This is a genomic window from Novosphingobium pentaromativorans US6-1, from assembly GCF_000767465.1.
Taxonomy (GTDB): domain Bacteria; phylum Pseudomonadota; class Alphaproteobacteria; order Sphingomonadales; family Sphingomonadaceae; genus Novosphingobium; species Novosphingobium pentaromativorans.
This window is the reverse complement of the sequence record NZ_CP009291.1, coordinates 2,560,108-2,576,330: the sequence shown is the minus strand read 5'-3', so window position 1 is coordinate 2,576,330 and position 16,223 is coordinate 2,560,108. Positions and strand designations below refer to the sequence as shown.

12 protein-coding genes are annotated in these 16,223 nt (G+C 65.0%); 4 read left to right on the top strand and 8 right to left on the bottom strand.

What is annotated here, in order from left to right; genetic code table 11:
• Positions 1 to 14: 14 nt before the first annotated feature.
• A complete protein-coding gene (locus JI59_RS12065; protein ID WP_007012457.1) occupies positions 15 to 668 on the bottom strand; it encodes a CoA transferase subunit B in 654 nt (217 codons plus the stop codon).
• Positions 668 to 1,375, bottom strand: a complete 708-nt coding sequence (locus tag JI59_RS12060) for a CoA transferase subunit A (protein WP_007012458.1) — start codon at positions 1,373 to 1,375, stop codon at positions 668 to 670. Before JI59_RS12060 ends, JI59_RS12065 begins: the two co-directional genes overlap by 1 nt.
• 89 nt (positions 1,376 to 1,464) lie before the next feature.
• On the opposite strand from JI59_RS12060, the gene JI59_RS12055 reads away from it, so the two are divergent.
• The 3 genes from JI59_RS12055 to JI59_RS12045 all read left to right on the top strand — a co-directional run bounded on the left by JI59_RS12055 (position 1,465) and on the right by JI59_RS12045 (position 6,354).
• A complete protein-coding gene (locus JI59_RS12055) occupies positions 1,465 to 2,367 on the top strand; it encodes a LysR family transcriptional regulator (RefSeq protein WP_007012459.1) in 903 nt (300 codons plus the stop codon).
• 110 nt (positions 2,368 to 2,477) lie between these two features.
• Positions 2,478 to 3,260, top strand: a complete 783-nt coding sequence (locus tag JI59_RS12050) for a universal stress protein (RefSeq protein WP_038577532.1) — start codon at positions 2,478 to 2,480, stop codon at positions 3,258 to 3,260.
• A 778-nt stretch (positions 3,261 to 4,038) separates the two neighbouring features.
• Positions 4,039 to 6,354 carry a CDC48 family AAA ATPase gene (locus JI59_RS12045; RefSeq protein WP_038576092.1) on the top strand — a complete coding sequence of 772 codons (2,316 nt, stop codon included), beginning with the start codon at positions 4,039 to 4,041 and terminating at the stop codon, positions 6,352 to 6,354.
• A 173-nt stretch (positions 6,355 to 6,527) separates the two neighbouring features.
• On the opposite strand, the gene JI59_RS12040 is transcribed toward JI59_RS12045, so the two are convergent.
• Both JI59_RS12040 and polA read right to left on the bottom strand, forming a co-directional pair.
• Positions 6,528 to 7,661 (bottom strand): mechanosensitive ion channel family protein, encoded by a 1,134-nt coding sequence (locus tag JI59_RS12040; RefSeq protein WP_007012462.1) that lies wholly within the window; start codon positions 7,659 to 7,661, stop codon positions 6,528 to 6,530.
• A 67-nt stretch (positions 7,662 to 7,728) separates the two neighbouring features.
• A complete protein-coding gene (polA, locus tag JI59_RS12035; RefSeq protein ID WP_007012463.1) occupies positions 7,729 to 10,569 on the bottom strand; it encodes a DNA polymerase I in 2,841 nt (946 codons plus the stop codon).
• A 224-nt stretch (positions 10,570 to 10,793) separates the two neighbouring features.
• Between polA and JI59_RS12030 the strand changes: the two genes are divergently transcribed.
• On the top strand, positions 10,794 to 11,102 hold the full coding sequence (locus JI59_RS12030) for a hypothetical protein (RefSeq protein ID WP_007012464.1): 309 nt from the start codon (positions 10,794 to 10,796) through the stop codon (positions 11,100 to 11,102).
• A gap of 148 nt (positions 11,103 to 11,250) precedes the next feature.
• On the opposite strand, the gene JI59_RS12025 is transcribed toward JI59_RS12030, so the two are convergent.
• From JI59_RS12025 to JI59_RS12010, 4 genes are all read right to left on the bottom strand, one after another.
• The gene (locus tag JI59_RS12025) at positions 11,251 to 12,216 is read right to left on the bottom strand and encodes a serine hydrolase (RefSeq protein WP_038577529.1); all 966 of its coding nucleotides are present in this window, start codon (positions 12,214 to 12,216) and stop codon (positions 11,251 to 11,253) included.
• 375 nt (positions 12,217 to 12,591) lie between these two features.
• Positions 12,592 to 14,241, bottom strand: a complete 1,650-nt coding sequence (gene groL / locus JI59_RS12020; RefSeq protein WP_007012466.1) for a chaperonin GroEL — start codon at positions 14,239 to 14,241, stop codon at positions 12,592 to 12,594.
• A gap of 45 nt (positions 14,242 to 14,286) precedes the next feature.
• Positions 14,287 to 14,574: a co-chaperone GroES gene (groES, locus tag JI59_RS12015; protein ID WP_007012467.1), complete on the bottom strand. Its 288-nt coding sequence runs from the start codon at positions 14,572 to 14,574 to the stop codon at positions 14,287 to 14,289.
• Between the two features lie 176 nt (positions 14,575 to 14,750).
• A complete protein-coding gene (locus JI59_RS12010; protein WP_007012469.1) occupies positions 14,751 to 16,130 on the bottom strand; it encodes an MATE family efflux transporter in 1,380 nt (459 codons plus the stop codon).
• Positions 16,131 to 16,223 lie beyond the last annotated feature (93 nt).

Below are 16,223 nucleotides of genomic sequence, written 5' to 3'. Positions count from 1 at the left end.
CGCTTAAACTCTTGTCAGACCTCGTACTTGCCCGAGGTCTTGGCCGCCACTTCCTCAGCCGTGACACCAGGGGCGAGTTCGACCAGCTTGAACGGGGAGTTGTGGTCCGGACGCTGGAACACGCACAGGTCGGTGACGATCATGTCCACCACGTTCTTGCCGGTCAGCGGCAGGGTGCAGGCGGGAATGAACTTGGGATCGCCGTTCTTGGAGGTGTGCTCCATGACGACGATGATCTTCTTCACGCCGGCGACAAGGTCCATCGCGCCGCCCATGCCCTTGATCATCTTGCCCGGGATCATCCAGTTGGCGATATCGCCGTTCTCGGCCACTTCCATTGCGCCCAGAACGGCCAGGTCGATATGCCCGCCGCGGATCATCGCAAAGCTGGTGGCGCTGTCGAAGAAGGCGGTCTGCGGCAGTTCGCTGACCGTCTGCTTGCCGGCGTTGATCAGGTCGGGGTCGACCTCGTCCGGATAGGGGAACGGCCCGATGCCGAGCATGCCGTTTTCCGACTGCAGGGTGACAGTGACGCCCTTGGGCACGTGGTTGGCGACCAGCGTCGGAATGCCGATGCCCAGGTTGACGTAGAAACCGTCTTCCAGTTCCTGCGCCGCGCGGGCGGCCATCTGGTTGCGATCCCAGCCCTTCTTGGTTTCCTCGGACATCAGGCGGTCTCCCTTTCGCGGGTCGTCGTGAATTCGATCTTCTTGTCGTAGGGCGCGCCAAGCACGAGGCGCTGGACGTAAACTCCGGGCAGGTGGATGTGATCCGGATCGAGCGAGCCGGTCGGCACGATCTCTTCCACTTCGACGATGCAGACCTTGCCGCAGGTTGCGGCGGGCACGTTGAAGTTGCGGGCCGTCTTGCGGAACACGACATTTCCGCTCTCGTCGGCCTTCCACGCCTTGACCAGCGAAAGGTCGGCGAAGATGCCGCGCTCGAGGACGTATTCCTGTCCGTCGAAGTCCATGGTCGGCTTGCCCTCGGCCACCTGGGTGCCGACGCCGGTCTTGGTATAGAAGCCCGGGATGCCCGCGCCGCCCGCGCGCATGCGCTCGGCCAGGGTACCCTGGGGGCTGAATTCGACCTCCAGCTCGCCCGAAAGGAACTGGCGCTCGAACTCCTTGTTCTCGCCCACGTAGGAGGAGATCATCTTCTTCACCTGCCGCGTACGCAGGAGCTTGCCGATGCCCTCATTGTCGATGCCGGCATTGTTCGAGGCGAAGGTCAGGTCCTTCACCCCGCTGTCGCGCACCGCGTCGAGCAGGCGCTCGGGAATGCCGCAAAGGCCGAAACCGCCGGCGGCGATCAGCAGGCCGTCCCTGAGCAGCCCGTCGAGGGCAGCTTCAGCACTGGGATAGAGTTTGTTCATCGGATCTCCTCTCGCTTGCGCGACACCCTAGACATGCAATGACATTACGAATAGCGATTGTTTTTTATCTGTTTCGATAAGCAGGTTCTATGAAACGGATTGCGCTCTACCATCTCGAGACGCTCATGTGGATCGACCGCCTGGGCACTTTCGCGGCGGCCGCGCAGCGGCTGAACACGACCCAGCCGGCCATTTCCGCCCGGGTGCGCGAGATCGAGGAGCAACTAGGGCTCTCGCTGTTCCAACGCGACGGACGCCGAATGGTTCTCACCGCCCGCGGGCGCAGGCTTGTGCAGGCCTGCGAACCGCTGCGCAGCGGGCTGGAACAGGTGCTGCTGGAAGCGAGCGATTTCGCCGGCGCAACGGGCGCGGTGCGCATCGGCTCGGGCGAGATAGCGGCGGCAAGCTGCCTGCCCGCCTTCATCGGCGCGATCGAACGCGATCGCCCCGGCGTGACCATGGAAATCGACCTCGACCTGACCGCGCGCCTGCTCCAGCAGCTTTTGTCGGGCACGCGCGACATCGTCTTTCTTGCCGGCCCCGTTGCCAGCCCCGGCATTCGCACTGCCCCGATCGGCTCGGTCGATCTCGTCTGGGCCGCCGGTCCAGCCGTTGCCCGCGCAGGCGGCTTTGCGCAGGACCTGCCGGTCTGGTCGCTGCCCGACCACTCGCCGATCCACGCCGTCGCCCTGCACACGCTGGCGGTCCACGGCCTTGCCCCGCGGGCGCTGCATACCTGCAACAACGTGCGCACCATGATCGAGATCGTCTGCGGCGGCCAAGGCGCGGCGGTGCTGCCCGAGACCATGGTGAGAGAGCACCTTCGAAGCGGGTCTCTCGTCGAGATCCTGCCGCGGCCAGAGCAGAGGATTCACTTTGAAGCGGCGATTCGCACCCGCGAACGCGAACCCGTGATCCTTGAGCTGTTCGAGCGCGCCGGACGGCTCAAGATCGACGCAAATCCGGAACACGCAGCGCAGCTGCCGCATTGAAAAGGCATGGAGACCCCAATCGCGGCAACAAACGCGATTAATGTTTGATCTCTGTCATGGCGAAGGCGTACCCTCGTCCTAAGGTTCGAAAATCAGTGGGAGAAATGGACATGCGCTCGATTCTCGTCAATGCGGACCGTAAGCCGGACAGCGAAGCCCGTATCAACACGGCGCTCGACCTTGCACGGCGAGCCAACGGTCACGTTACCGTCCTCGTCGATACGCCGGTAACCCGCTACATCGCCATGGACCCCATGGGCGGCAGCTACGTGATCTCGGATGCGCTTGAACAGGCGCGCGGCGAAGACGACGCCGCTGCCGAAGCGATCGAGGCGCGCCTGGCACGCGACGATGTCTCGTTCAACGTCCTGCGCAGCGAGGACGACCCGGTCAACGCCCTGGCCGGCGCCGCGCGCCTGTCCGATCTCGTGATCGTCTCCCGCTCTGGCGGACTGGCGGGCGAAGTGGCGCTGATTTCCAGCACCCCCGTCCTTGCCCTGCCCGACGGCAAGGCGCTGGACATCCCGATCCGCCGGGCCTGCATTGCCTGGGACGGCGGGGAGCAGGCCGCAGCGGCCTTGCGGGCCTCGGTGCCGCTCCTGACCGACTGCCAGATGGTGAAAGTGATCTCGGTCGCCGAAAAGCCGGGCGGCTATCCGGGCACGGAAGCCCTGCGCTACCTTTCACGCCATGGCATCCATGCCGAATTCGAGGAGCATCAGCGACGCGGTTCGACCGAAGAGACGCTGGCAAGCGCCGTGGCGCAGAACCATGCCGAGCTTCTGGTCATGGGCGCCTATGGCAAGAGCCGGATGCGCGAATTCCTGTTCGGCGGCGTCACTGCCTATTTCCTGAACGAGGCAAAGTCCCCGGCGCTGCTGATGGTGCATTAGTCGCACGCGCGAAAGTCTGGCTGCGCCCTGCCGCGCCGCACTGGACCGGTTGCGGGGCGGGGGCCTGTGTCACGGCCGCGCTTCCAGGTTGATCCTGCCCCGAGATGTGACCTCGCGTTGTCCGGCGAAGGCGATTCATCGCTCTCGTTGAACCGGAGGCCATGCCGCCAATTCCGATTCGCGCTTCGATTCGAGCTGTCGCGTGGAGCGTTCTGCTCCTCGCCGCCCATTCGCGCAGCGATAAGTTTAGCGACAGCGCGATAAGATCCTGAGGTAGCTTAGTAGATATCGCGTCGCAGCAGTCGCAACTCGAAAGCCACCCGTCGACACCGGATCCTGCAATATTTTCAATGCAATATGAAACCTGATTCGGATAAGATTTAACCTGATTTCCCGCGCATTACCGCGAGTTTATCGAATGACTTCGCGTAATCGCAACAAGTATTGCGTTTTTTGCATCCATGCGCACCCCTTTTCGCACTTGCACAAAAGAGCGCCTGGGGTCATAACGAAACTGCCTTTCAGGCATCCTCTCCCAAAACTTCCACGGCCCGGACGGCAACGTCCGGGCCTTTTTTTGTCTGCAAACTGTGAGCGCTATCAAGAGATCGGCTCACCACTTCGGGGGCCTGCGCTGCGATCCCTCGCGCGGAACTTGCAACCGCGATCATCGTTCGTTTGAAATCCCTCGTGGCGATACCTAGCTCAGGACCAGCCCCAGGATGTCGCAAGGTCGACGCGCGGCGCATGAGGGAATTGGGCGAAGGAAAGGAATCACATGGCGGAGGCCCCATCCCAGGTGGATGAACGGACGGTCAGGCTGCAAGTCGCGGCCGCCCGGCAGGAGGAGAGCGGCCAGGGCATTGCCCGGATGTCGCGTGCAGCGCTTTCGGCGATCGGCGCACTGGAAGGCGATGTCCTGGAGATCACCGGCAAGTCGGTCACGGTCGCCCAGGCCGTCTTGGCCTATCCGGAAGACGAGGGGCTGGAAGTCATCCGCCTGGACGGACTCCAGCGGGTAAACGCCGAAGTCGGTTCGGGCGACCATGTCACCGTGCGCAAGGGAGAATCGCGGCCCGCCCAACGCGTGGTTTTCGCTCCCGCGCAAAGGGAAATGCGCCTGCAGGGGCCGCCGGTCGCGCTCAAGCGCAACTTTTCCGGCCGCCCGATGGTCCAGGGCGATCTCGTCGCAACGACCGGGCAGCAGCAAGTTGCCGACATTCCCCCGCAACTGCGCCGGATGTTCAACGCGCCGGCTTATGCCCTGACGCAGATTCGCCTGAACGTCGTCTCGACCACGCCGCGCGGCATCGTCCACATCGACGAGAATACCGAAGTCGAACTGCGCGAGGTCTTCGAGGAAGCCGAAGCCCGGCGCGGCGACATCAACTACGATGACGTGGGCGGCATGGGCGATACCATCCGCCAGCTGCGCGAAATGGTGGAGCTGCCGCTACGCTATCCCGAGCTGTTCACCCGCCTCGGCGTTGCGCCGCCCAAGGGCGTATTGCTCCATGGCCCGCCGGGAACCGGCAAGACCCGCCTGGCGCAGGCCGTCGCCAACGAGAGCGAGGCCAACTTCTTCTCGATCAACGGGCCCGAGATCATGGGCTCGGGCTACGGCGACAGCGAAAAGGCGCTGCGCGAGGTCTTCGACGAGGCGACCAAGGCGGCCCCGGCGATCATCTTCATCGACGAGATCGATTCGATCGCGCCCAAGCGCAGCCAGGTCCACGGCGAGGCGGAAAAGCGTCTCGTCGCCCAGCTGCTCACGCTGATGGACGGCCTCAACAGCCGCGCCCACGTGGTCGTCATCGCAGCAACCAACCGGCCCGAGGCGATCGACGAGGCGCTTCGCCGCCCCGGACGCTTCGACCGCGAAATCGTGATTGGCGTGCCCGACGAGAGCGGGCGGCGCGAGATCCTCGCCATCCACACCCGCGGCATGCCGCTGGGCGACAAGGTGGACCTCAAGGAACTGGCGCGTACCACGCATGGCTTCGTCGGCGCCGACATCGCCGCGCTCGCCCGCGAGGCCGCGATCGAGGCAGTGCGCCGGATCATGCCGCAGATCGACCTCGAAGCGCGCACGATCCCGCCCGAGGTGCTGGAGAACCTCTCGGTCACCCGCGAGGACTTCATCGAGGCGCTCAAGCGCATCCAGCCTTCGGCAATGCGCGAAGTCATGGTGCAGGTGCCCAATATCGGCTGGGCCGATATCGGCGGGCTCGACGAGGCGCAACTCAAGCTCAAGGAAGGCATCGAACTGCCGCTGAAGAACCCCGAGGCGTTCCACAAGCTGGGCATCCGTCCGGCCAAGGGCTTCCTGCTCTACGGCCCGCCGGGCACCGGCAAGACGCTGCTGGCAAAGGCCGTCGCCAAGGAAGCCGAGGCGAACTTCATCTCGATCAAGTCCTCGGACCTGCTGTCCAAATGGTACGGGGAGAGCGAGCAGCAGATCGCCCGGCTCTTCGCCCGTGCACGCCAGGTTGCCCCCTGCGTCATCTTCATCGACGAGATCGACAGCCTCGTACCCGCCCGCGGTTCGGGCGGCGGTTTCGGGGAGCCCCAGGTTACCGCCCGCGTGGTCAACACGATCCTGGCCGAGATGGACGGGATGGAGGAACTGCAGTCGGTCGTCCTGATCGGCGCAACCAACCGCCCGACGCTCGTCGACCCGGCGCTGCTGCGCCCCGGCCGCTTCGACGAGCTGGTCTATGTCGGCACGCCCGACACGGCCGGACGCGAGCACATCCTGGGGATCCATACCTCGAAGATGCCGCTTACGGACGACGTCTCGCTGGCGGACATCGCCGAGCGGACCGAGCGCTTCACCGGCGCAGACCTCGAAGACGTGGTGCGCCGTGCAGGCCTCATCGCCATCCGCAAGGGCGGCGCCGAAGTGCAGTCGGTGAGCATGGCCGACTTCGAGGAAGCCCTGGAAGATAGCCGCGCCACGGTGACAGAGGAAATGGAGAACGAATATTCCCGCATGAAGGGCGAGTTGAAGAAACGCGCGATGGAAGTGGCCCCCATCGGCTTCATCACCCCCGGCATGGTGGAATCGACCAGGGACCGGAAGCACGGGGACTGATCATTCCCGGCTCGAAGCTCAGGGAAAGCCCGGTCTGCACAGGCCGGGCTTTTTCCTTGGGGCCAGGGCCAGGTCATCTACCCGACTGGCGCCTGCCTATCTGGGCTCTCCGCGCGTTCGCTCGCAAATCCTGGCAGGTGCGGCGCCGGCCAGCCCCTAAGGCAGCAAGCCCCCTAAGGTAGCAAACCCCTGCCCTCACCGGCCATGGCCTCGGCCATCGACGGGCCGGCGGCAAGCTCCACCGGGGCGACCGGCAGGGTGCGGCGGCGAACCAGGGCCTGCGGCATTTCGCGGCGAATCCAGTCGAGCATCGATTCGCGAATTTCGCAGCGCAAGTCGAACAGCGTGGGTCCGTCCTTTGCGCTCATCAACAGGCGCACCTCGATAGCCTCGTTGTCGCAATCCGTGACCTGCAGCACCTGCGCGCGCTTGTCCCAGAGCCGATGCGCGGCGATCTGCCGGGAATATTCGGCGCGGATCGGCGCGATCTCGGCCCCGTGGTCGAGGTAGATCATGACCGTGCCGAGCAGTTCGGAACTGGTCTTGGTCCAGTTCTGGAAAGTATCCTCGAGAAAACGGTTGGACGGCACCACCAGCCGGCGGTCGTCCCAGACGCGCACGATCACGTAGGTCGTGCGGATATCCTCGATCCGGCCCCACTCGCCGTCGATGATCACCACGTCGTCGATCGCTATCGGCTCGGTCAGGGCCATCTGGAATCCGGCGATGAGGGCCTTGAGCGCGGGCTGGGCCGCCGCGCCGACCGCCAGGGCGGCAAGGCCGGCCGAGGCCATCAGCGTCACCCCGATCTCGCGCACTCCGGGGATCGAGGCGAGCATGCCCGCGACCGTCAGGAAGAGGATCAGGAATGTGCCGATGCGGCTGAAGATCGCCAGCCGGGTGCGCCTGCGCCGGGCATTGCGGTTGTCCTCGACCGAGATGTCGTTTCGCAGGATCATCGCCTCGACGAATGCGCGCAGTACCGCAACCGCGATCCATCCCGTCAGCAGCGGCATGACGAAGCCCGAGAAGCGCGACCAGACCGCATCGAGCACCGGCATCTCGCGCGCGGCCATAACGATGCCCAGCGCCACGAAAGCATAACGGGTCGGCCGCGCCAGCCGCTTGACGACGATGTCGTCGGCATCGTTGCTGCTCGACCGGGCGACCCGGCGCAGGAGGCGGAAGAGGAACCAGTGGATCACCAGTGCCATGGCAATGCCGATGGCAGCGGCAATCACCGCAAGCAGGGGCTGCTCCGCCCAGAGGGGCAAGGCGACGAGGTTGCGCTCGATGAACTGGATCATCCGCACGAGGGTATGCCGCATTGCAGCATAATCAAGGGCGTAATTTCACGCGCCGCGATGCGGGCGGTCAGTGCGCCGCGCCCCAGCTCGATCCCGAACCGATCTCCACGCCCAGCGGCACGTCCAGCTTGACTGCCGGTTCCGCCGCGCTCGCCATGACCCTTTCGATGACTTGCGAGGCCGCCGCAACATCGGCTTCGGGCAGTTCGAAGACCAGTTCGTCGTGCACCTGCAGCAGCATGCGCACGTGGCCGAGGCCCGCCTGTTCCAGTTCGGGCTGCATGCGCACCATCGCGCGCTTGATGATATCGGCGCAGGTACCCTGGATCGGCGCATTGATCGCGGCGCGCTCGCTACCCTGCCGCTCGGCCTGGTTCTTCGAGGTGATGCGCGGGAACCAGGTCTTGCGGCCGAACAGCGTCTCCGAATAGCCGCGCTCGCGGACCTGCTCGAGCGTATAGGCGATATAGCGCTGGATGCCGGGGAAGCGTTCGAAGTAGCGGTCGATCATGGCCTGCGCCTCGTCCGCCTCGACGCCGAGACGGCCCGCAAGGCCCCAGCGCGAAATGCCGTAGAGGATCGCGAAGTTGATCGTCTTGGCCCGGCCGCGCGTGTCGCGATCGACCGTGCCGAACATCTCCTGCGCCGTGCGCGCGTGGATGTCCTCGCCATTGGCGAAGGCTTCCTTCAGGCTCGGCACGTCCGCCATGAACGCTGCCAGCCGCAGCTCGATTTGCGAGTAGTCGGCCGCGAGCAGGACATTGCCGCTGTCAGCGACGAAGCAGTCGCGGATCTGGCGGCCGATCTCGGTGCGGATCGGAATGTTCTGCAGGTTGGGATCGGTCGAGGACAAGCGGCCGGTCTGCGCGCCGACCAGCGAATAGCTGGTATGAACACGGCCCGTCTTCGGGTTGATGGCTGCCTGCAGCGCCTCGGTATAAGTCGAGCGCAGCTTGGAGAGCTGTCGCCATTCGAGAACCTTGGTCGCGACCTGCGCACCTTCGCCGGCGAGCTTCTCGAGCACCGACTGGTCGGTGGAATACTGCCCCGACTTGCCCTTCTTGCCGCCCTTGTAGCCGAGCTTGTCGAACAGTACTTCGCCCAGCTGCTTGGGGCTGCCGATGGTGAATTCCTGCCCTGCGGCCTCGTGGATCTCGGCTTCGAGCGCGCCGATCGTCTCGGCGAACTGGCTGGAAAGACCGGCCAGCTTCTCGCGGTCGACCTTGATCCCGTGGCGCTCCATCTGCGCGACGACGGGGATCAGCGGGCGATCGACCCGCTCGTAGATGCGGGTGCCGCCTTCTTCGGAGAGACGCGGCTTGAGCACGGCGTGCAGTCGCCAGGTGACGTCGGCATCTTCGGCCGCATAGTGGGTCGCCTTGTCGAGCGGAACTTCGCCGAAGGGGATCGCCTTCTTGCCGGTGCCGCAAAGATCCTTGAACGCCATCGGCTTGTGGCCGAGGTGACGCTCGGAGAGTTCATCCATGCCGTGACCGCCGCCGATCCCGTCGATGGAGCGACCGGCATCGAGGCAGAAGCTCTCGATCATCGTATCGTCGACCGGCGCCACGGCGATGCCGTAGCGGGCGAGTACGTTGAGGTCGTACTTGATGTTCTGGCCGACCTTGAGCACCGCATCGTTTTCCAGAAGCGGCTTGAGCGCCTCGATGGCCTTGTCGAGCGGCACCTGCTGCGGCTTTTCGGCGAACATGTCGCTGCCGCCGTGCCCAAGGGGAATGTAGCAGGCCTCGTTCGGCCCGATCGCCAGGCTGACGCCGGTCAGGTCGGCCTGCATGGCATCGAGCGCGGATGTCTCGGTATCGACGGCGACGAGATGGGCCGCGGCTGCCTTGTCCACCCAGGCCTGCAGAGCCTCGAGCGTCTGCACGCATTCGTAGGCGGCATAGTCGAGCGCGGGAAATTCCGGCGGCGACTGGCGCGCGGCGCCTTCGGCGGGACCGGCGCCCGCCGTGACCGGCTTGGCCGGGTTGAGCTGGGTCGCGCGCTCGGGGCTGCCCGCACCGCCATTGAGGCGCTTCAGGAGGCTGGTGAAACCATGCGTCGAGAGGAATGCTGCCAAAGGCTCGGGCGGGATCGCGTCGAGCTTGAAGTCCTCGATCGGCATCGGCAGGTTGCAGTCTTCCTTGAGCGTGACCAGCACCTTCGAAAGGCGGGCCTGCTCGGCCTGTTCGATCAGCCGTTCCTGCAGCTTCGACTTCTTCATCTCGGGCGCAGCAGCCAGCGCCGCTTCGAGATCGCCGTAATCCTGGATCAGCTTGGTCGCGGTCTTGGGGCCGACGCCATAGACCCCGGGTACGTTGTCCACCGAGTCGCCCATCAGCGCCAGCACATCGCCGACCTTTTCAGGCGGCACGCCGAATTTCTCGACCACCTCGTCGATGTCGATGCGCTGGTTCTTCATCGTGTCCAGCATGTCGATCTTGCCGCCGCCCTTCTCGCAAGTACCGACCAGCTGCATAAGGTCCTTGTCCGAGGAGACGATGGTGACGTTCCAGCCCTGCTCGGCCGCGGCGCGGGCATAGGAGGCGATCAGGTCGTCGGCCTCGAAACCCTGTTCCTCGATGCATGGCAGCGAAAAGGCGCGCGTCGCATCGCGGATCAGCGGGAACTGCGGACGCAGGTCTTCGGGCGGCGGCGGACGGTTGGCCTTGTATTCCTCGTAGATGTCGTTGCGGAACGACTTGCTCCCGGCATCGAGGATGACGGCCAGGTGCGTCGGCCCGTCTGCCTTGTTGAGATCGTCTGCCAGCTTCCACAGCATCGTCGTGTAGCCGTAGACCGCACCGACCGGCGTGCCTTCCGGGTTCGTCAGCGGCGGCAGGCGGTGATAGGCGCGGAAAATGTAGGCCGAGCCGTCGACGAGATAGAGGTGCTGCTTGGGATCCATGGACAGTCCCCTAGCAGTGCCGAAGCGGGGCGTCAGCAGGCAGGTCGACGAAGGTCGTGAACTTTCTCGGGAACCGCCCGGCCCGATGCGCGTTTTGCCCCGAGTGCTTGAAACGCCGCGTGCCCCCTCCTAATCCATGGGGGACCGGCCCGGTTCAAGATTCCGGGCCTGCTTCGTGGCTTTCGCCATCGGGGTTCAACTTGCCAACGAGGGATTACTGAAAGATGCGCAAGATCGTTATTGCAACCACCGCCGCTGTTGCGGCCCTCTCGCTCGCCGCCTGCTCTGAAAAGACCCAGGACGCGACCGAGGCCGCAGCCTCCTCCGCTGCCGATGACATGAGCGCGATGGCAACCGACGCCGCCGGCGCTGTCGACGATGCGGGCGATGCGATGGCCGGTGCTGCAAACGACGCCGCCGATGCCGCCAAGGATGCCGGTGCAGATGCTGCCGACGCAGCGGGCGACGCCGCATCGAGCGCCGAGCAGGCTGCCAAGGACGCGGAAGCGGAAATGGACAACCACACCAACTGAGCCCGAACGCTCAGTCTGGAGTGACGGCAAAGGCCCGTCGGACTTCGGTCCGGCGGGCCTTTCCTTTTGCCTGGAGCGTCTTGCCGGCCCGGGCGCAATGCGCGCGAAAGCCAGATCCGGATGGACCGGGCCTGCGCCGGCGCATTCCTCAGCGCGAGGCAGTGCGGCGGTAGCTGGAGCTTTCGGTCAGGTAGCCGTCATAGACGGTGCGGGCGATCTGGGCGATGCGCGCCTCGCGGTTGGGGCGGCTGCCCTGCCCGGTCACATAGATGGCCACGGCGAAGGCATGGCCGTCGGGCGTCTGGATAATGCCGACGTCGCTGGACGTGTTGTTGAGCGAGCCGGTCTTGTGCGAAACGGTCACGCCATCGGGCATCATTGCCGGGATGCGGCGCCGGCCGGTGCGGCAACGGCTCATCGCCCCGAGGATGACGTCGCGGCTTTCCGCCTTCATCCACTTGCCGTCGTAGATGCCGTTCAGCAGCTTCACCATCGCCAGCGGCGTGGCGCTGTCGCGCTTGTCGATCACCTGTGCCGGATCGATCGCGCCGTCATCGCGAACCAGCGTGGCGATGTCGCGATCGAGGTGCCATTCCTCGATCCCCGCGACATTGTGCACCCAGTCGTTCACGGCCTTGGGTCCGCCCACGACCTTGAGCAGGGCGTCGGTCGCGTAGTTGTTGGAGCGGGTTATCATCTGTTCGATGAGATCGCGCGCCGATAGATAGGCGCCGGGCCGAACCGGCGCGATCGGGGTGGAGAACGGCGCCGAGGCGACCGGAACCATCAGCGGGAATTCGCTGGTCAGGCTCCACTTGCCCTTCTCGACACCGGCCAGGAAAGTGGCGGCAATCGCGATCTTGCTGGTGCTGGCCATCGGGAAGCGCTGGTCGCCCAGCACTTCGATGGTGCGGCCAGTCGCAAGATCCACCGCCGCAACGCCGATGCGGCCCTTGGACGCTTCGGCCACCGAGGCCAGCTGCTTTTCGAACTGGGTCGAGTACGTCGGCGGACCGCGCAGCTCCGTCCCGAACAGCGAATCGAACGTCTGGCGTACTTCACCGATATCCTGCACCGTCGCGGTATCGCCCGCATAGGCAGGCGCAAGCGGCATCGTCGCCGCCAGCGCCATCGCGGCAGCGGCGGTCAGACGAGTGGCGCCACGCAGGCACCTTGCGATGAATGTGCTAGACCCGGTCATATCTCTTGAAGCCTAAAGCGTCCCAGTTCCGCAAATATGAAGGAAACGGCGGCGAACCGCCAGCCATTCGCGATGAATTGCCGGCATGCTGCGAGTAGTTGCGCAAAGCCGCAGTTTTACGCCGCCTTTGCGACGGATTCGTTCATCTGGGGGAAATGTTGCCGGACCCGCCCGGAACGGCCGCGAGCGGAACCCTTCACACCTTTTCGCCGCCATGAACCCCAAAGAAAAGGGCCGGGAGGATCGCTCCTCCCGGCCCGTTTTCGTTCGGCAGATGGCCGGGCTGGCTTAGAAGCCGCCCATGCCACCCATGCCGCCCATGCCGCCCATGTCGGGCATCGGCATGGCGGGCTTGTCTTCCTTGGCTTCGCTGATCGCCGCTTCGGTGGTGATCAGCAGGCCGGCGACCGAAGCCGCGTCCTGCAGGGCAGTGCGAACGACCTTAGTCGGGTCGATGACGCCGGCAGCCACGAGATTCTCGTAGGTGTCGGTAGCCGCGTTGAAGCCCTGGGTCTCGTCGTTTTCACGCAGCAGGTTGCCCGAGACGACCGCACCGTCGAAGCCGGCGTTGGTCGCGATCTGGCGAACCGGAGCCATGATCGACTGGCGGATGATGTCCACACCGCGGGTCTGGTCGTCGTTCTCGCCCTTGAGGCCTTCGAGAGCCTTGGTGGCGTAGAGCAGCGCGGTACCGCCACCGGGGACGATGCCTTCTTCAACGGCAGCGCGGGTAGCGTGGAGAGCGTCGTCGACGCGGTCCTTGCGCTCCTTCACTTCGACTTCCGAAGCGCCGCCGACCTTGATCACGGCAACGCCGCCAGCCAGCTTGGCAAGACGCTCCTGCAGCTTCTCGCGGTCGTAGTCCGAAGTGGTGACTTCGATCTGCGCACGGATCTGCTCGACGCGGGCCTTGATCTCTTCGGCCGAACCCGAACCATCGACGATGGTCGTGTTGTCCTTGTCGATCGTGACCTTCTTGGCTTCGCCCAGCATGTTGAGCGTCACGTTCTCGAGCTTGATGCCGAGGTCTTCCGAGATCATCTCACCGGCGGTCAGCGTGGCGATGTCGCCCAGCATGGCCTTGCGGCGATCGCCGAAGCCCGGAGCCTTGACGGCAGCAACCTTGAGGCCGCCGCGCAGCTTGTTGACCACCAGAGTGGCCAGGGCTTCGCCTTCGATGTCCTCTGCGATGATCAGCAGGGGACGGCCCGACTGAACAACGGCTTCGAGGATCGGAAGCATCGCCTGCAGGTTCGACAGCTTCTTTTCGTGGATCAGGATGTAGGGATTGTCGAGTTCGACAGTCATCTTGTCCGGGTTGGTGACGAAGTAGGGCGACAGGTAGCCGCGGTCGAACTGCATGCCTTCGACGACATCGAGTTCGAATTCGAGGCCCTTGGCCTCTTCCACGGTGATCACGCCTTCCTTGCCGACCTTTTCCATGGCTTCGGCGATCTTCTCGCCGACTTCACGGTCGCCATTGGCCGAGATCACGCCGACCTGGGCGATTTCCGCGGTGCCCGAGACGTCCTTCGAACGGCTCTTGAGGTTCTCGACGACCTTGGTCACGGCGAGGTCGATACCGCGCTTGAGGTCCATCGGGTTCATGCCGGCAGCAACCGACTTCATGCCTTCGCGAACGATCGCCTGGGCAAGAACGGTGGCGGTGGTGGTGCCGTCACCGGCCGCGTCGTTGGCCTTCGAGGCCACTTCGCGGATCATCTGCGCGCCCATGTTCTCGAACTTGTCCTTGAGTTCGATTTCCTTGGCGACGGTGACGCCGTCCTTGGTGATGCGCGGAGCGCCGAAGCTCTTCTCGATGACGACATTGCGGCCCTTGGGGCCCAGGGTCACCTTGACGGCATTGGCGAGGGTGTCGACACCGGCGAGAATGCGCTCGCGGGCGTCGCGCGAGAACTTTACGTCCTTGGCTGCCATTGTAGAATTCCTTTTAGAATATCAGATGGATGGTTGCGTACAGGCTCAGGCGATGACGCCGAGAATGTCGCTTTCCTTCATGATCAGCAGGTCTTCACCGTCGACCTTGACTTCGGTGCCGGACCACTTGCCGAAGAGCACGCGATCGCCGACCTTGACGTCGAGCGGGGTAACCGTACCGTTTTCGGCGCGGGCGCCGTTGCCGGCAGCGACCACTTCACCCTCTGCGGGCTTTTCCTTGGCGCTGTCGGGGATGATGATGCCACCGGCCGTCTTTTCTTCGGCCTCAACGCGGCGCACGAGAACTCGATCGTGCAGCGGGCGGAAAGTCATTGGATACTCCCTAATCCTATGAGCAAGAATCTGGAATTGGCACTCCCGCTCTGAGAGTGCCAACGGCGGGGATATGGTCTCGCGCCCCGGAGGCGTCAAGCGGCTCGATGCTAAAAAATTTGCAAGGCGGTCCCGGTATCGGTCGCACCGGGCCCCGGCAGGGCGAAGAGTGCGCGTTACGCGGGCACGAGACCGAAGCGATCGCGCCAGTGCCAGCGGGCGAGCAGCAGTATCGCCGCCACGGTCAGGCCGACGGCAAGGCCGATCCAGACGCCCACGCCCTCCAGCGGGGTCCAGAACGCAAGGACCACCGACACCCCGAAACCGGCCGCCCAATAGCCGAAGATGGCGATGGTCATCGGCACCCGGGTGTCCTGGATGCCGCGCAGCGCCCCCGCGCCTACGGCCTGCAGTCCGTCGGTAAGCTGGAAGATCGCGGCGACGAACAGGTAGCGCAGGGCAAAGGCGATCAGCGCCGCATTCGCGGGCGCCGACACGTCGATGTAGGCCGCGAGGATCAGCTTCGGGAACGCCAGCATCGCGCCGGCCGAGGCCGAGGTGAACGCCAGGCCGATGATGATCGCCGCCCAGCCGGCATGGCCGATGGCGAGGCGATTGGCCGCACCGTAGTGATAACCGACCCGGATCGTCGCGGCCTGGCCGATGCCGAACGGCACCTGAAAAGCGAAGGAAGCGATCTGCAGCGCAAGGGTGTGCGCGGCCAGTTGCGCCTCGCCGATGCGGCCCATCAGGAAGGCCGCCCCGCTGAACAGGCCGCCTTCCGCAATCAGCGTCAGCGCGATCGGCAGCCCGAGCGCGAGAATCTGGCGCAGGCGGCTCCACTCCGGCCGCCACCAGCGACCGAAGATGTGGAAGCGCCGCAGGTTGCGGTCCCGCGCGATTGCGATGGAGTAGGCCAGCACCGCAATGCAGGCGGTGATGATGCTCGACAGTGCCGAGCCCGTCAGCCCCAGAGCCGGCGCCCCGAAATGGCCGAAGACCAGCGTATAGTTGCCCAGCGCATTCACGAGGATCGACAGCGCGGTGATCAGCGTCGCGAAAACCGGCCGCCCCAGCGCCGAAACGAAGGTGCGCAGCACGTTGGACACCGCCATCGGCGTCATTGCGATCGACACGATGACGAGGAAATGGCCCGCAAGCGCAGAGACTTCGGGGTCCTGACCGGTCGCCAGCATCAGCCACTCACCCTTCAGGCTGACGAGAAATCCGGCAAGGCCCAGAATGACCGCCACCCACAGCGCCATGCGCGCCGAGCGGCGAACTTCGCGCACCGCATTGCTGCGCCGCCCCAGTTCGGCGGCGATCAGCGGCGCGACCGCGCTGGTAACCCCGTTCAGCCCCATCATCATCACTGCGATCAGGGCGATGGCAAGGCTCGACGCGGCAAGCGCCTGCTGGCCCAGCCGCGCCACGAAAATGACGTCGGTGGCAAAGACCGCCATCTGTAGCAGGTTGGCCAGCGCCAGGGGCCCCGCAAGACGCAGGGTGGCGCGCAATTCGCCGCGCAGGGTCGAGGGGCGGACAGTCTTCGTCATCGCGGAGCGGCGCGATAGGCCCAGCGGCGGGACAACGGAAGCGAATTCCCTTCGCCGCGCATTCACCCGCCTACATGTACCAGCTTTCCATGC

Excerpts from the sequence above, each read along its gene's own strand:
- JI59_RS12060 (WP_007012458.1), bottom strand. The coding sequence starts at position 1,375 with ATGAACAAACTCTATCCCAGTGCTGAAGCTGCCCTCGACGGGCTGCTC.
- JI59_RS12025 (WP_038577529.1), bottom strand. The coding sequence starts at position 12,216 with ATGCCGCTTGCGCCTGCCTATGCGGGCGATACCGCGACGGTGCAGGAT.
- JI59_RS12055 (WP_007012459.1), top strand. The coding sequence starts at position 1,465 with ATGAAACGGATTGCGCTCTACCATCTCGAGACGCTCATGTGGATCGAC.
- groL (WP_007012466.1), bottom strand. The coding sequence starts at position 14,241 with ATGGCAGCCAAGGACGTAAAGTTCTCGCGCGACGCCCGCGAGCGCATT.
- JI59_RS12050 (WP_038577532.1), top strand. The coding sequence starts at position 2,478 with ATGCGCTCGATTCTCGTCAATGCGGACCGTAAGCCGGACAGCGAAGCC.
- JI59_RS12040 (WP_007012462.1), bottom strand. The coding sequence starts at position 7,661 with ATGATCCAGTTCATCGAGCGCAACCTCGTCGCCTTGCCCCTCTGGGCG.
- JI59_RS12010 (WP_007012469.1), bottom strand. The coding sequence starts at position 16,130 with ATGACGAAGACTGTCCGCCCCTCGACCCTGCGCGGCGAATTGCGCGCC.
- JI59_RS12030 (WP_007012464.1), top strand. The coding sequence starts at position 10,794 with ATGCGCAAGATCGTTATTGCAACCACCGCCGCTGTTGCGGCCCTCTCG.
- polA (WP_007012463.1), bottom strand. The coding sequence starts at position 10,569 with ATGGATCCCAAGCAGCACCTCTATCTCGTCGACGGCTCGGCCTACATT.
- JI59_RS12065 (WP_007012457.1), bottom strand. The coding sequence starts at position 668 with ATGTCCGAGGAAACCAAGAAGGGCTGGGATCGCAACCAGATGGCCGCC.
- groES (WP_007012467.1), bottom strand. The coding sequence starts at position 14,574 with ATGACTTTCCGCCCGCTGCACGATCGAGTTCTCGTGCGCCGCGTTGAG.
- JI59_RS12045 (WP_038576092.1), top strand. The coding sequence starts at position 4,039 with ATGGCGGAGGCCCCATCCCAGGTGGATGAACGGACGGTCAGGCTGCAA.